Consider the following 14224-nt stretch of genomic DNA (forward strand, 5'->3'; position numbering starts at 1 on the left):
CCGCGCCAAGTCACCCAATCTGCTCGATTGACACCACCGGCGTCGTAATACGCCAGGTCCGGACGTCGGGGTCGTCGGCGGCGCGGACCCAGAATTGAGCGGACTCACCCACCCGGCAGGACTTGACGCCCAACAGCGGAATGTCTTCGGAATCCCGACGTAGTTTCGACACCGACCAGCTTTCGTCGTCTGAGCTCCCGACGCCCGGTGCGCGCAACAGCGTCATCTCGGTGAAGTCGAGCAGGTAAGTCGACGTGCGGGTCACCACGGTCCATACGCCGGCCATGGTGTCGGGATCGATTTCGGTCACTTGGGCCACGGGAAGACTCTATCCATCGCGAGGTGCGCTATGCCACCGGACTCGCTGCAGGGTCAGCGCTCCTACAGCGCAACCCCGAGCAATGCGTCGACGATCTGGGCGACGCGTGCGCCCGCATCAGTATCCGAACCGATTCCCAACGCGACGTCGGCGGCCCAACCATCAACGGCAGCAAGCGCTTTGGGGGTATCAAGATCGTCGGCCAGATGCTGGCGAACCCGCGCGAGAACGTCGGTCGGGTCCGGTGCGCTCGACGCCGAAACCGCCGCGCGCCAGCGTTGCAGCCGCGTTTGGGCGTCGGCGAGCAGGTCGTCGGACCACATGCGATCGGAGCGGTAGTGATCGGCCAGCAGCGCCAACCGCACGGCGGAGGAGTCGATACCCGCCTCGCGCAGTTTGTGGACGAACACCAGGTTGCCCCGGCTCTTCGACATTTTCTCGCCGTCAAGGCCCATCATCCCGGTGTGGACGTAATGCCGCGCGAACCGTCGTCCCTGGTTGAGTGCTTCGCCATGTGCGGCCGAGAACTCGTGATGCGGGAAGATCAGATCGTTGCCGCCCCCCTGGATGTCGAATTCAATGCCCAGCCGGTTGAGCGCGATCGCCGAACATTCGATATGCCAGCCGGGACGTCCCGGGCCGTGCGGCGACGGCCACGACGGCTCGCCCGGACGGGCAGCGCGCCACAACAGAGCGTCGAGTTTGTTTCGCTTGCCAGCGCGGTCCGGGTCGCCGCCCCGCTCGGCGAAGAACTTTTCCATCGTCGGCTGGTCGTAGCCGGACTCGTATCCGAAGGTCTCGGTCGCGTCGATCCGGTGGTAGACGTCGGGAAACTCGGCGTCGTCGACGACGTAGGCCGCCCCGCTGGCCAGCAGTTTGCCGACCATGTCGATCACCTCGTCAACCGATTCGATCGCGCCGACGTACTCCCGGGGTGGAACCACCCGCAGGGCCTCCATGTCGTCGCGGAATAGTTGAATCTCGCGGGTACCCAAGTCTCGCCAGTCGACGCCGTCACGCTCGGCGCGTTCGAAGAGCGGATCGTCGACATCGGTGACGTTCTGCACATAGTGCACGTCGTGGCCGTTGTCGCGGAACAGTCGATTGATTGTGTCGAAGGTGACGTAGGTGGCGGCGTGGCCCATGTGGGTCGCGTCATAGGGGGTGATGCCGCAGACGTACATCGTCGCCTCGGCTCCCGGTGTGACCGGCTGAACTTGCCGTGCGGCGGTGTCGTAGAGACGGAGGGCCGGTGAGTTACCCGCGGCTTCGGGAATCGCTGGAGAAGACCACGACTGCATGAACTCCACTGTATGGCTTGCGAAGAATCCTCAGAACGGCGGCCACGGGATCGGCCGATGCAATGGAGGTTCGGGCATGGTGCCCGTTTCGACCAAGATCGCACAGCGCAACACCAGCGCCTCAAGTTCGTCAGCGGTCAAGTGCGTAGCCAGGCGCTCGCGCAGTGGATCCGTGGGATCGGTCAACTCCTGTGTGAGGCGTTCGACGTCGCGCAGCAGGTCAGCCGGAATCGACTCGCCGGCCCACCCCCACAGGACGGTACGCAGCTTGTCATCGGTATGCAGACATATGCCGTGGTCGATGCCAAAGGTCTCACCATCGGCGGTGACGAGGATATGACCGCCCTTGCGGTCGGCATTGTTGATGATGACGTCGAGTACCGCGAGCTGGCGCAGCCGGTCATTGATGGCGTGAACCAGCACGACCTCGCGGTCAGCGGCGTCAACGGCGCGCAAGATCGCCTTGACGTCACCCGGCACAGCATCGGCCGGAACCAAGTCGACGACGTCGACTTCTGATTCCTGTTCGGGCAGATCGATCCAGCGCTGCACCATTCCCGGTCCCAGCGGTCCATCGGCTCTGCGCACAGTCTCGGGAATCAGTCCCCACCCCAACGCCCGGGAAATCTCGTACGACGCCACTTCACGGTCAGCGAGCGTGCCGTCCGGAAAGTCCCACAGCGGCGCTTCACCGCGGATCGGTTTGTAGACACACCGCAGCGGATCACCGTCGCCGATCCGCGCCTCACAGACGAGTGTTGCGTTACTTGCATGGACTACCCTGCCCAGGATCTCAATGTCCCCCTCGCGCAGAATCGTTTCGACGTCAGCCACGCGGCGGTGTGTCCGGGTCGTCGGATCCATCCTCCGGATCGATGTCGTCGGGAAGGTCATCCGCGTCGAATAATCCGGTATCTGCCTGCTGCGCAAGGTTATTCAACACTTCAGGATCGATGAACTCGCCGCCCGCGGTGAACTGGACATCCCGCTTGTATCCGTTGGTCCGTACACACAGGTGTCCGGCCGGGTCGAGCGGATCGCCGCATAGCGGGCACGGCGGCCGGCCCGCCGACAACACGCGCAGCGAGCGGGCGGCGAATGCGCGCGCCGCGTCTGTTGTCAAAAAGACTCGTACCGCATCGGGACCTTCGTCGGCGTCGTCGAGGACGATGCTCTCGTCGAATTCGCCTTCGGTCACCGCGAGTAGTTCCACGACGACCGACTGTGCTTCGGCATCCCAGCCCAGACCCATTGTGCCAACGTGGAATTCGGCGTCGATCGGCGTTATCAGCGGCGACAGATCACTGACTTTGCGGGTCCGCGGCGGCACCTCGGCATTGAACCGGCGGGCTATTTCGTCGAGCAGGCTGTCGATCCGATCGGTAAGAATCGCTACCTGCTGCTTCTCCAACGCGACGCTGATCACGCGGGATTCGTGTATCGCCTGCAGGAAGAATGTTCGATCGCCCGGCTCGCCGACGGTGCCCGCGATAAATCGGTCGGGGCTTCGGAATACGTGTATGGCGCGTGACATCAGACCTCCGTTGCTCCTGTCATTATCTCGCTACGACCGGTACTGCCGCCAATCGTCGCCGCATGATGGCCGTCGCGGTCGGTGTCGTGCGCCGAATGCTCCGGCTTGGGCACTGGCACGGCGACCACCGCTGTCGAGTTCACGGTGTGGACCGACGGGCGCGATGGGTGATAGCTGACGACACTCATCGACGCCGGCTCGACGATGATCCGCTGAAAACTGTCGAGGTGCATGCCCATCGCATCGGCTATGACGCTCTTGATCACGTCACCGTGCGAGCAGGCAACCCACACCTGATCGCCGTTGGGACCGCCCAGCTCGCGGTCGAGTCGTCGGATCGCTGCGACCGCACGGGTTTGCACATCGGCCAGCCCTTCCCCACCGGGAAACACCGCTGCCGACGGATGGCGCTGCACCGTCTTCCACAACGGCTGCGCGAGGAGTTCTTTGATCGGCTGATTGGTCCAGTCGCCGTAGTCGACTTCGATCAGGTCGTCGACAACGATTTCGGGCACATCGATCGAGCTCAGCAGTGGTGCGACGGTCTCGGCGCACCGCTGCAGCGGCGAGCGCGCGACGGCGACGATGTGCTCGCGGCACGCTGCCAGTCGGTCGACGACGGCCTCTGCCTGAGCGCGCCCGGTGTCGTCGAGGCCGATTCCGGGGGTGCGCCCAGCCAGTTGAGAGCGCGCATTGGCCACCGAGCGTCCGTGCCGCAGCAGAATGACGGTCATAGCTTTCCAGCCTAGTGGGTGGTGACGGTTGACGTGCTGCGGCCGCAAGCGGCGGACTGGAACCTGCGGCGTGCGGCGACAGCGAAGGGTATTTCCTCGCGCCGACGTCAGGAGGCCGAAACTAGTCGCGCTCTAGGGCTAGGTCGCGCTGATAACACCCGTTCCCAGCAGGATCAGCACTGTCACACCGAGGATTACCCGGTAGCCGCCGAACCAGTTCATCGAGTGATGCGAAACGAATTTCAGCAACCAGGCAATGGAGATGTAGCCCAACACGAACGCCACCAGCGTCGCGACCAGGATCTGCGGTCCGCTCGCACTCATCCCCTCGCCGCTGGGGTGAAACGCGTCCGGCAGGCTGAACAGCCCCGACGCCAGGACCGCGGGGATGGCGATCAGGAAGGAGAAGCGGAAGGCGGCTTCACGTTCCAGGCCCAAGAACAGACCGGCACTGGCGGTCGCACCCGACCGTGACACACCCGGCACCAGCGCGAGGCATTGCGCCAGGCCCATCAGCATCCCGTCACGCAACGTGAGCTGCTCCAAGTTCCGACGCTGGGTCGCGTAGCGCTCGGCCAGCCAGAAGACCCCCGAGAAGACGATCAGGACAGTCGCGGTGATCCAGAGATTGCGACCAGCGGTACGGATCTCGTCTTTGAAGACAAAACCGAGCAGTCCGATCGGGATGGTGGCCAGGATCACGTACCAGCCGATCCGGTAGTCGAGGCCACGGTCGTCGGCGTTGAACAGACCCCGGAACCAGGCGGCGATGATTCGACCGATGTCTTTGGCGAAGTAGATCAGCACCGCAGCTTCGGTACCCAGCTGGGTGACCGCGGTGAACGACGCGCCGGCGTCTTGTCCGAAGAGGACTTCCGATGCGATGCGCAGGTGGCCCGACGACGATATGGGCAGGAATTCGGTCAGTCCCTGCAGCGCTCCGAGGAAGATCGACTGCGCCCAGTTCATGGTGTCACTCACGGCCGCAGATGCTACCTGCAATCACCTTTGGTTTAGCTGTGCCGCAAGATAGAGGGATGGGACTTTCAGCGGTGCGCGTGGGATATGCGACGGTTGTCGCGATAACGACCGTCGGGTTGATTGCCGGATGCGGCAGCAACGACTCCGATACCCCCGACGTCGCGACAGTCACTCCGGCAACCGCGGCCCCCGCACCGGTGACCGGCGTGAAACCCCCTGCTGGACAGGTCATTCCACTCCCGGCGGGTGGACGTGATGTCGCCGTCGACGGCAGTGGCCGCACCCTCGCGGTACTGAGCGCCGACGGTAGGCAGGTCTGGTTGAAGACCGTGAGCGAAATCACAGCGCCGCCACGCGCGGTCGACGCCGGCACGCTCACCCGAATCATCGCCCGACCCGGCGAAGGGTTCGTCGGTGTGGGTCCACGAACGCTCGTCCTCATCGGCGCCGACGGCGCGGTAACCAAACACGCAATCGGCGTCACCGAGCCGCGGTCCGTCGCGTCATTGGAGAGCGGGCATCTGCTCGTCGGCTCTGCCAGTGGCCATGTCGTCGAATTCGACGCGGACGGTAAACAGATCCGAGATATCGACGGGCTGGTCCGTGCCGACGACATCGCAGTACACGGCGACCAGATCGTCGTGCTCGACCGCGCCCAATCGTCGGTGACCCAACTCAAGCTGGCCGAGAACGAGCTGGGGCTGTCGCTTCGCGTGGGAAACGGCGCGACGACCCTGATCAGCGACCATTACGGTCGCTTCATCTCGGCCAATACTCGTGACAACGAGGTGGTCGGGTTCTTCGGCGATCCACTGGTCATGCGATTCCGCGGCGCGGTTTCCGACGGTCCGTACGCGTTAGCCTACGACGACAAGTCAAACCTGTTGTGGGTCAGCGTAACCGGCCGCAACGAGGTGGTCGCCTACGACCTCGGCAGCGGTGAAACCATCGAGAAGAAACGGATTTCCACTGTGGCACAGCCGGATTCAATCGCATTCGACCAGACCACCGGCACTCTGTACGTGGTCTCGGCTACCGGAGGTGGCCTCGCGGTGGTAGGCCGATGAGCGCCCGGGCCACGACCCCCGGCGACGTCGTCGACCGGATCCTCAAGGTAGCCAACGCAATCTGCTATCCGCCACTACTCAAGTTGATGTTTCTGGCATCGCCGGAGACCATTCACGGCGTCGCCGCGCGCGCCATTCGGATCGCCGGAACCGCATGGGGTCTTCGCCAACTCAGCGCCGCACTGCTCTCACGAACCGATCCTGTTCTCGCACAACGCGTTTTCGGTGTCGACTTCCCTGCTCCGCTCGGATTGGCCGCTGGCTTCGACAAGACCGCGGCGTCGGTCAACTCGTGGGGCCAGCTCGGTTTCGGGTACGCCGAGGTCGGCACGATCACCGGTCGTGCGCAGCCGGGTAATCCACAGCCTCGGCTGTTTCGCTTGCCCGCCGATAAGGCGCTGATTAACCGAATGGGCTTCAACAACCCCGGTGCCGACCAGGCGGCGATCAACCTGGCCGCACCGCGACGCGGTCCGGTCCGAGTTCCGATCGGCGCCAACATCGGCAAGACGAAGATCGTTGAACCGGCCGACGCGGCGGACGACTACCGGTACAGCGCTCGCCTGCTCGGCCCGCTGGCCGACTTCGTCGTGGTCAACGTCAGTTCACCCAATACCCCTGGGCTACGCGATCTACAGGCCGTCGATTCGTTGCGGCCAATCCTCGCCGCGGTCCTCGCCGAGACCGACCGGCCGGTGCTGGTGAAAATCGCTCCCGACCTCGCCGACGACGACATCGACGAGGTCGCCGACCTCGCCGTCGAACTGGGGCTCGCCGGCATCGTCGCCACTAACACCACGATTGCGCGCACCGGGCTGGCAACACCACCGGCCGACGTCGAACTTGCCGGTGCGGGCGGGCTATCCGGACCGCCGGTGAAGGCCCGCTCGCTTGAAGTTCTGCGCCGGCTATACGCGCGGGTCGGCGGCGAACTCGTCCTGATCAGCGTCGGCGGAATCGAAACAGCCGACGATGCATGGGAACGCATTCGCGCGGGCGCCTCTCTACTGCAGGGGTATACAGCCTTTATCTACGGCGGCCCACTCTGGGCGCATCAAATCCATGCCGGTCTCGCCAGTCGCGTCAAGGCCGCGGGCTTCAGTTCGATCGCCGACGCGGTCGGGAGTGGCGCGCACTGACTTTCGCGAAGCGATATTGGCAATGGCGATGAGTTCGGGCGGTCTCGACAGTCTCACTTGCACCACGTCTTCTAATGATCGGAGCAAATGATGACCGCCACCTTTACCGCCGATGTATTCATGACACTCGACGGCTACGGCGCAACCCATACCTGGGGCGGCAACTGGGGTAAAGGTCAGGCCGATTTGTGGGACCTCCGCGAACAGCTGTACACGCCAGAGCAATTGATCGTGCTCGGTGCGAATACCTACCAGGTGATGGCCAAGTTCGGACCTGGCCTCGACGTCGCGTGGATTCAGCGGTTCTGCGCGATGGAGAAGGTTGTCTACTCGAATACTCTCGCCGAACCGCTCGCCCTGAATTCAACGCTGAGTCAGCGCGATGCGGTCGAAGGTGTTCGCGAACTGAAGCAGACCTCGGACGTTCCACTGCGTTCACATGGCTCACTCACGCTGAACCGGGCGCTACTCGACGCCGGTTTGGTCGACCGTCTCGAGGTCACCGTCTTCCCGGCGATCACCGCGAAGACCGGGATCTCGCCGGTCTTCGGGGGCGCCACAAGAGATTTCGACCTCGAACTCCTCGAATCACGCACCTTCGACGACGGCATCATCTGGTCGGTGTACCGGCCAACCGTGTACGACCCGACGGCACAGTAGGCGCCGAGCGCACCTACCCCGCCGAGAAAATCGTCCGAATAGTTGGTGACCTAGGGCAATATGCCCCCGGCGGCGAGCTATTCGGACGATTTTCCCGAGTCGGTGAGGGTCGGTCAGACGTCCTCGGACGCCTGCTCAAAGGTCCCGACGATGACCGCACGTGCGATCGCATGCGAGAACAGATTGAAGCCGAGGTACGCAGGTGTCGCAGCCTCGGGTAATCCAAGAGATTCGACGTCGACGGCGTGAACCGCGATAAAATAGCGGTGCGGGCCGTGTCCGGGCGGCGGCGCCGCGCCGACGTAGCGCTTGAGCGCAGCGTCCCCCGCGAGCGTGACCGCGCCGTCGGGCAAGCCCGAACCGTTCTCATCACCCGCCCCCTGGGGCAACGACGTAACCGACACCGGAATGTCGGCAACCGCCCAATGCCAGAACCCCGACGCCGTCGGAGCGTCTGGATCGTACACGGTCACCGCGAAACTCTTTGTCTCCGAGGGGAATCCGGACCACGACAACTGCGGTGAATCATCGTTCCCGCCAGCTCCCATCAGGCCGGAGACTTGAGGAGTCGCCAGCGGCTGGCCATCGGCGAGATTCTCCGACGTGAGAGTAAAACTCGGCAGCTCGGGTAGCGCCGAGTAGGGGTCGAAGTTACTAGATGTCATAGCGGGTCACCTGAACTTTCAGCTGTGAAGGAGGAAATGTTCAAACACCTTGGTACCGAATAGAACTGCGTCCACCGGCACGCGTTCGTCGACGCCGTGGAACAGCGCCGCGAAGTCTAATTCGGGAGGCAACTGCAACGGCGCGAAGCCGAAGCAGCGAATCCCCAGTTTGGCGAAAGCCTTGGCGTCGGTACCGCCGGACAGCATGTAGGGCACCGTCTTGCCGTCCGGATCGTGGGCCAGGATCGCATCATTCATCGCATCGACGAGGTGGCCGTCAAAGGTCGTCTCATACGAGTCGAGGTGGGTAATCCATTCTCGAGTGACGTTGGGCCCCAACAGGGCATCTATCTCAGCCTCGAAGGCTTTCTGTCGACCGGGCAAGATCCGGCAATCAACCACCGCGGTCGCGGTCTGTGGGATCACGTTGGCCTTGTAGCCGGCCGAAAGCATTGTGGGATTGGCCGTATCGCGCAGTGTCGCACCGATAATCCGAGCCAAGTTTCCCAGTTTGAAAAGACTGGTCTCTAGATCCGGGGCGTCGGGCGATAAGTCGAGCCCCGATTCCGTGGACACCACCGCGAGGAATTCGGCCACCGAATCGGAGATCACCATGGGGAAGGTGTGTTGACCGATGCGGGCCACCGCTGCTGCGACTTCGGTGACCGCATTGTCGGCATGCAGGAAGGAGCCGTGACCGGCGGTCGCGTTGGCGGTCAGCCGCATCCACGACAACCCCTTCTCCGCTGTCTCTACAAGATAGAGTCGCCGCTGGCCACCATCGGGCCGGTCAACGGTCAACGAGAACCCGCCGACTTCGCCGACCGCTTCGGTGATGCCGTCGAACAGATCCGGCCGATTGGCCACCAGCCATTGGGAACCCCACTTGCCGCCGGCTTCTTCATCGGCGAGAAACGCGAAAACCAAGTCGCGGGGCGGGACCGTTCCGTCGCGCTTGAATTGACGCGCCAAGGCGAGCGCCATCCCAACCATGTCTTTCATATCGACGGCACCGCGGCCCCAGATATATCCGTCCTTCACCGCACCCGAGAACGGATGCACGCTCCAGTCGGCCGGTTCGGCCGGCACCACGTCGAGGTGAGTATGGATAAGTAATGCGCCCTTGGTCGACTGTGGATCACCGGCAAGGCGGGCAAACACGTTGCCACGGCCAGGTTGGCCAGACTCCACATAGATGGTCGTATAGCCGACTTCTTCGAGTAACTGAGCCACCCATTTCGCGCACTCTTCCTCGCCGCGAGTGGTGTCCAATTCGCCGGTATTCGAGGTGTCGAACCGAATGAGTCGGCTAACCAGGTCCACCACTTCGTCGACTGCCGCTGGGGTGCTCACGTTTCAATTCATACCCCATCGATCGACGGAGCTGCCGGCGGCATTGGCGATGCACCGGCTACAGTCTCCCGACCAGCAGATTTGAGTATTGAACACAACCTCGGTTACTGTTGTCCAGCGCTCGTCCGAGTGGCGGAATGGCAGACGCGCTAGCTTGAGGTGCTAGTGTCCTATTAACGGACGTGGGGGTTCAAGTCCCCCCTCGGACACCGAAGAATCCCCGTGATCGTCAGGTCACGGGGATTTCGCTTTTTTCCCCTTAGACTCCTTCTCATGTCTGCCGCGACCATCTTCTATGACTGCGATACCGGCATCGACGATTCACTGGCTCTGCTGTATCTCCTCGCGCAATCTGAGCTAACCATCGTCGGTGTCGCGTCGACGGGCGGCAACGTGCCGACCGATGTGGTCGCCGCGAATAATCTCGCCTGGCTGGAGTTCACCGGCCGCGACGATATTCCGGTCCATGTTGGTGCGGCGAACCCGTTGTCGGTGCCGTTGCGCACCTGCGAGGACACGCACGGTCCGCTCGGCCTTGGCTATGCCGAATTACCCAGCCCCACAACGATTTCCTCCCACGTCGATGCTGCCGACGCGTGGCTCGCCGCTGCCGACGCTCATCCCGGCGAGTTAATCGGATTAGTCACCGGGCCGCTGACCTCACTCGCCGAGGCGATCCGACGCGACCCATCGCTGCCGACCAAGCTTCGACGAATCGTCATCATGGGCGGCGCATTCCATGTACACGGCAACACGACACCGGTCGGCGAGTGGAATATTGTCGTCGATCCAGAGGCCGCCGCCGAGGTGTTCGCGGCCTTCGGCGACGACGACAGCCCGAATCCGATCATCTGCGCACTCGACATCACCGAGTCGATGGTGTTCACCCCCGACCACCTGGTGCAGCTCGCGGCGGCCGCTGAATCGACTCCGCTCGAACTGCCCGATGTCGACGACGATCGAGGTGTGCGATCGGTCGCGTCAAATCCGTTGGTGCGTCACCTCGTTGACGCGTTACGCTTCTACTTCGAGTTTCATTCGGATATGAACGAGGGTTACCTCGCCCACGCACATGACCCACTCGCCGCGATGGTGGCCATCGATCCGTCTCTCGTGTCCACCACGCCGGCACGCGTTTGCGTCGAATTGACCGGCACACATACCCGCGGCATGACGGTTGCCGACGAACGCGGTATGACCGGCGCCCCGAATGCCGCAATAGTCTCGTCTGCGGATTCAGATGTACTGCTGGACAAGCTGATTGAGACGCTCAGCGGCTTTGCCCGCCGCCTCCCCTAACGTCGGCGTACTGTGTCGGTGTGACGCGACTCGGCTATCAAATACCCAATTTCACCTATCCTGACATCCCGGCGGACCAACTATTCGACACCGTCGTTGCTCAGGCCAAAGAAGCTGACGACTCCGGCTTCGACACCGTCTTTGTGATGGATCACTTCTACCAACTCGCGATGCTCGGTACACCTGATCAAGAGATGATTGAGGCGTATACATTGCTATCGGCGCTCGCGCAGCATACGTCGCGAGTTCGACTGTCCGCGTTGGTAACCGGTAACACTTACCGGGCACCCGCTTTACTCGCGAAGACTGTCACCGCACTCGACCTGGTGTCGGGCGGACGCGCCCAGCTGGGGATCGGTGCCGGCTGGTTCGAATTGGAACACGAGTCCCTCGGATTCGAGTTCGGCACGTTTACCGACCGTTTCGAACGACTCGAAGAATCCTTGCAGATCATCCTGGGGATGTTGCGCGGAGAGCGTCCCAGCCTGAGCGGCAAGTGGTATCAGGTACACGACGCGATCAACGTGCCCGCACCACTGTCGTCCATCCCGGTGATGATCGGCGGCGGTGGCGAGCGAAAGACATTGCGGCTCGTCGCGCAATACGCGAATGAGTCGAATCTGATCTGCGGCGTCGACGAGATCCCGCGCAAATTGGCCGCATTGTCCGAGCATTGCGAACGACTCGACCGCGACCGATCGGAAATCACAGTGAGCCTACAGACTTACGCTTGTATCGCGCCGACGCATGAGGAGGCCGTGGCCGACCTCGACGCGTATATCGACCGCAACCCGGCGGCGGCAGCGCGACGTGATGCGATTGTCGTCGGGTCGCCCGACGAAGTGCGCGAACGATTCGAGGCATTGCTGGCGACCGGCATCGACGGTTTCACGGTAAATCTGATGCCCAACGGGCATATCCCAGGGCGCGTTCAACTGCTCGGCGAGACACTGTCACCGTTGGTGAACTGACCCCGGCCCAAACCTGCGGATGCAACGCCGTCGAAGGGCATACCCCTCGACGACGATCAGCTCGCAGGTTTCAGTCGTCCAAGCCGTCCGCCTCGTGATGATCGAGATTCACCGTACCCTGCCGCCAGTAGCCGTCGACCTTCACGCGCTCCTTGGGAAGCCCCAGATTGCGGCGCAAGTATCGTCTAATCGGCTTGACCGAGTTGGCTTCTCCGGCAACCCAGCTATAAAAGGCCCCGGCGGCGAACTCGTGCTCGCGAATCGCGTCGAAGAGCGGGTTCGCATCGGTCGCACTGGCGCTGCGATGCAGGAAACGAATTGACGCACCCTCTCGAGCGGGCAATTCCGGTTCATCGTCGCCGTCACTTACTTCGACGAATGCGACCACCGGAATACCGGCCGGCAACTCCTCAAGCCAACGTGCGAGCGCCGGTATCGCGGTGTCGTCGGCGCCGAGCAGATACCAGTCGTAGCCGGTCGGATAGATTACCGAGCCACGAGGACCGAGCATGCCGAGTGAATCGCCAGCGCTCGCACCGATCGCCCACGACCCGCCGACACCGTGGTCATGCAGGACGAAATCGATGTCGAGCAAACCACTTTCGCGGTCGAAAGCGCGAATGGTGTAGTCGCGGTAGGTGGGACGCTTTCCCTCCGTCGGCAACCGCATCCCGTCCGCGCCGACTCCCGGCATGATGATCTCGCCGGTTTCCGCGTCGGCGAAAAACAGTTTCACGTGATCGTCGGGCGCCATATGGGTGAACCGAAAATCCTCCGGCGAAGTAATCCGGAAGGTGATCCGACGAAGCTGTGCCGACAAATCAGCTGAGCGAACCACGTCAATCGTCCTCGGGTGCAACGGATACATCGCCAGTTGCGGTTGGGTTGCGTGTGGCGTCACCTCGAGACTCATGAGACGACTCCGTCCGGCACCTTCGCCCGATCGTCGGCAACAGCGCGGACGATCTCACCGGACCGCACCGCCAGGTTCGACAGCAATGTCGAAGTCAGTCCGTGGGTGTGCTCGGTGTTCCCCTGGACGAAGATCTGTCCGGTCACCTCGTCACTGGTTGCCAACCGATACTGCCGGTCGAGTACTGGCCGACCGTGCTGATCTTCTCGGCAATGTTCAGACATCGATCCCAACATCTCCGACGTCGGAACGGTATCGAACCCGGTGGCGAAAATGACGGCGTCACAATCGATTTCGGTCACCGCTCCGGTTAGTCGCTGGACGACGGTCAGATGGGCGCGGTCAGCATCCTCCCGGACGTCGACTACCTCGGACGCGCCGTGCACAAACAATCGGCGCTTACCGCTGACATGCTCGGAGTACTCCCGGCGATACAGGTCCTCGATCAACTCTGGATCGACCGCCGAATAGTTGGTCCCCCGGTGATACGACATCAACCGCTGACGCCATTTTTCGTCGGCACCGAAGTACTCGTCGACCGCGTCCGGGTCGAAGATTCGGTTCGCGTAAGGCGAATCATCGGCGGGGGTGTAGCCGTATTTCGCAAACACGGAATGGATTTCGGCATCGGTGGTGTCGTGTAGGAAAGCTGCCACCTCGGCGGCGCTCTGACCGGCCCCGATTACCGCGAATCTCCCCTGCTTCACAGACGGCAGAGCTCGGTAGCGAATCAACATTTGATGATTGTGGAAGACCCGGGGTCCGCTGACGACACCCGGCGGCAGCTTCTCCCGCAAGCCACCGCCCAGAATCAAACTACGTGCACGCACTCGCTCGCCGCCTGGCACCTTCAGTACGAAAGCCTCACCGTCCCAGTCGATATCGACGATTTCCGCCGAGTAGTCCACTGGTATGGCCACCCGGTCGGCAGCCCATTCGAGGTAGTCATGGAATTCGTCGCGCAGCGGGAAGAAGTCCTGCCGGTTGATGAAATGCGTAAGTCGACCTCGCTGGGCGAGATAGTTCAAGAATGTGTAACTACTGGTCGCATCGCGTTGCGTCACAAGGTCTTTGAGGAAAGATACCTGCATCGTGGTCCCTGGCAGCAACATTCCGGGGTGCCAACCGAACTTGTCCTTCTTTTCGAAGAATCGCGCGGTGATCTGCGCGTTCGGAGCTGACGCCCAGTTGTGCTCTTCGATGGCGATCGCCACCGCCAGATTCGACGGGCCGAATCCGATGCCAGCCACATCGAGCAACGCTTCATTATCTGCGCGCACGCGTTGCG

At 62.6% G+C, this 14224-nt stretch carries 15 protein-coding genes and 1 tRNA gene; 6 read left to right on the forward strand and 10 right to left on the reverse strand.

Annotated elements, in window-relative coordinates; genetic code table 11:
* Window positions 1-10 precede the first annotated feature (10 nt).
* The 6 genes from GOEFS_RS20690 to GOEFS_RS20715 all read right to left on the reverse strand — a co-directional run bounded on the left by GOEFS_RS20690 (window position 11) and on the right by GOEFS_RS20715 (window position 4869).
* Entirely contained in the window at window positions 11-319 is a 309-nt protein-coding gene (locus tag GOEFS_RS20690; RefSeq protein ID WP_007319912.1) for a hypothetical protein, read from the reverse strand.
* A gap of 62 nt (window positions 320-381) precedes the next feature.
* Window positions 382-1620 (reverse strand): cysteine--1-D-myo-inosityl 2-amino-2-deoxy-alpha-D-glucopyranoside ligase, encoded by a 1239-nt coding sequence (gene mshC / locus GOEFS_RS20695; protein WP_007319913.1) that lies wholly within the window; start codon window positions 1618-1620, stop codon window positions 382-384.
* A gap of 30 nt (window positions 1621-1650) precedes the next feature.
* Window positions 1651-2484 carry an SCO1664 family protein gene (locus tag GOEFS_RS20700; RefSeq protein WP_050949989.1) on the reverse strand — a complete coding sequence of 278 codons (834 nt, stop codon included), beginning with the start codon at window positions 2482-2484 and terminating at the stop codon, window positions 1651-1653.
* Window positions 2447-3154, reverse strand: coding sequence for a DUF3090 domain-containing protein (locus tag GOEFS_RS20705; protein ID WP_007319915.1), 708 nt, complete (start codon window positions 3152-3154; stop codon window positions 2447-2449). The genes GOEFS_RS20700 and GOEFS_RS20705 overlap by 38 nt, the downstream gene beginning before the upstream one ends.
* Window positions 3154-3888 carry an MSMEG_4193 family putative phosphomutase gene (locus tag GOEFS_RS20710; protein WP_007319916.1) on the reverse strand — a complete coding sequence of 245 codons (735 nt, stop codon included), beginning with the start codon at window positions 3886-3888 and terminating at the stop codon, window positions 3154-3156. The genes GOEFS_RS20705 and GOEFS_RS20710 overlap by 1 nt, the downstream gene beginning before the upstream one ends.
* 138 nt (window positions 3889-4026) lie before the next feature.
* On the reverse strand, window positions 4027-4869 hold the full coding sequence (locus GOEFS_RS20715) for an undecaprenyl-diphosphate phosphatase (protein ID WP_040525810.1): 843 nt from the start codon (window positions 4867-4869) through the stop codon (window positions 4027-4029).
* A gap of 56 nt (window positions 4870-4925) precedes the next feature.
* Here GOEFS_RS20715 and GOEFS_RS20720 point away from each other — a divergent pair, with 56 nt between their 5' ends.
* The 3 genes from GOEFS_RS20720 (at window position 4926) to GOEFS_RS20730 (ending at window position 7735) form a co-directional block, all read left to right on the forward strand.
* Window positions 4926-5936, forward strand: coding sequence for a hypothetical protein (locus GOEFS_RS20720; protein WP_007319918.1), 1011 nt, complete (start codon window positions 4926-4928; stop codon window positions 5934-5936).
* The gene (locus GOEFS_RS20725; RefSeq protein ID WP_007319919.1) at window positions 5933-7075 is read left to right on the forward strand and encodes a quinone-dependent dihydroorotate dehydrogenase; all 1143 of its coding nucleotides are present in this window, start codon (window positions 5933-5935) and stop codon (window positions 7073-7075) included. Before GOEFS_RS20720 ends, GOEFS_RS20725 begins: the two co-directional genes overlap by 4 nt.
* Window positions 7076-7165: 90 nt before the next feature.
* Window positions 7166-7735 (forward strand): dihydrofolate reductase family protein, encoded by a 570-nt coding sequence (locus GOEFS_RS20730; RefSeq protein WP_040525831.1) that lies wholly within the window; start codon window positions 7166-7168, stop codon window positions 7733-7735.
* Between the two features lie 113 nt (window positions 7736-7848).
* Here GOEFS_RS20730 and GOEFS_RS20735 read toward each other — a convergent pair whose 3' ends face one another.
* Both GOEFS_RS20735 and GOEFS_RS20740 read right to left on the reverse strand, forming a co-directional pair.
* Complete coding sequence (locus tag GOEFS_RS20735) at window positions 7849-8400, reverse strand: YbhB/YbcL family Raf kinase inhibitor-like protein (RefSeq protein ID WP_007319921.1); 552 nt, start codon at window positions 8398-8400, stop codon at window positions 7849-7851.
* A gap of 18 nt (window positions 8401-8418) precedes the next feature.
* Window positions 8419-9753: a M20/M25/M40 family metallo-hydrolase gene (locus tag GOEFS_RS20740; protein WP_007319922.1), complete on the reverse strand. Its 1335-nt coding sequence runs from the start codon at window positions 9751-9753 to the stop codon at window positions 8419-8421.
* Window positions 9754-9876: 123 nt separating this feature from the next.
* On the opposite strand from GOEFS_RS20740, the gene GOEFS_RS20745 reads away from it, so the two are divergent.
* From GOEFS_RS20745 to GOEFS_RS20755, 3 genes are all read left to right on the forward strand, one after another.
* Window positions 9877-9962: transfer RNA gene (locus GOEFS_RS20745), tRNA-Leu, on the forward strand.
* 64 nt (window positions 9963-10026) lie between these two features.
* The gene (locus tag GOEFS_RS20750; RefSeq protein WP_007319923.1) at window positions 10027-11052 is read left to right on the forward strand and encodes a nucleoside hydrolase; all 1026 of its coding nucleotides are present in this window, start codon (window positions 10027-10029) and stop codon (window positions 11050-11052) included.
* A gap of 20 nt (window positions 11053-11072) precedes the next feature.
* Window positions 11073-12023 carry an LLM class F420-dependent oxidoreductase gene (locus tag GOEFS_RS20755; RefSeq protein ID WP_007319924.1) on the forward strand — a complete coding sequence of 317 codons (951 nt, stop codon included), beginning with the start codon at window positions 11073-11075 and terminating at the stop codon, window positions 12021-12023.
* Window positions 12024-12093: 70 nt separating this feature from the next.
* On the opposite strand, the gene GOEFS_RS20760 is transcribed toward GOEFS_RS20755, so the two are convergent.
* On the reverse strand, window positions 12094-12936 hold the full coding sequence (locus tag GOEFS_RS20760) for a siderophore-interacting protein (protein WP_007319925.1): 843 nt from the start codon (window positions 12934-12936) through the stop codon (window positions 12094-12096).
* Window positions 12933-14216 (reverse strand): lysine N(6)-hydroxylase/L-ornithine N(5)-oxygenase family protein, encoded by a 1284-nt coding sequence (locus GOEFS_RS20765; RefSeq protein ID WP_007319926.1) that lies wholly within the window; start codon window positions 14214-14216, stop codon window positions 12933-12935. The genes GOEFS_RS20760 and GOEFS_RS20765 overlap by 4 nt, the downstream gene beginning before the upstream one ends.
* Window positions 14217-14224: the final 8 nt, after the last annotated feature.

This window comes from Gordonia effusa NBRC 100432, from assembly GCF_000241305.1.
Taxonomy (GTDB): domain Bacteria; phylum Actinomycetota; class Actinomycetes; order Mycobacteriales; family Mycobacteriaceae; genus Gordonia; species Gordonia effusa.

Bases quoted from the DNA above. Each gene is read 5' to 3' on its own strand.
- GOEFS_RS20725 (WP_007319919.1), top strand. From the start codon at position 5,933: ATGAGCGCCCGGGCCACGACCCCCGGCGACGTCGTCGACCGGATCCTC.
- GOEFS_RS20700 (WP_050949989.1), bottom strand. From the start codon at position 2,484: ATGGATCCGACGACCCGGACACACCGCCGCGTGGCTGACGTCGAAACG.
- GOEFS_RS20730 (WP_040525831.1), top strand. From the start codon at position 7,166: ATGACCGCCACCTTTACCGCCGATGTATTCATGACACTCGACGGCTAC.
- GOEFS_RS20705 (WP_007319915.1), bottom strand. From the start codon at position 3,154: ATGTCACGCGCCATACACGTATTCCGAAGCCCCGACCGATTTATCGCG.
- mshC (WP_007319913.1), bottom strand. From the start codon at position 1,620: ATGCAGTCGTGGTCTTCTCCAGCGATTCCCGAAGCCGCGGGTAACTCA.
- GOEFS_RS20720 (WP_007319918.1), top strand. From the start codon at position 4,926: ATGGGACTTTCAGCGGTGCGCGTGGGATATGCGACGGTTGTCGCGATA.
- GOEFS_RS20760 (WP_007319925.1), bottom strand. From the start codon at position 12,936: ATGAGTCTCGAGGTGACGCCACACGCAACCCAACCGCAACTGGCGATG.
- GOEFS_RS20750 (WP_007319923.1), top strand. From the start codon at position 10,027: ATGTCTGCCGCGACCATCTTCTATGACTGCGATACCGGCATCGACGAT.
- GOEFS_RS20735 (WP_007319921.1), bottom strand. From the start codon at position 8,400: ATGACATCTAGTAACTTCGACCCCTACTCGGCGCTACCCGAGCTGCCG.
- GOEFS_RS20710 (WP_007319916.1), bottom strand. From the start codon at position 3,888: ATGACCGTCATTCTGCTGCGGCACGGACGCTCGGTGGCCAATGCGCGC.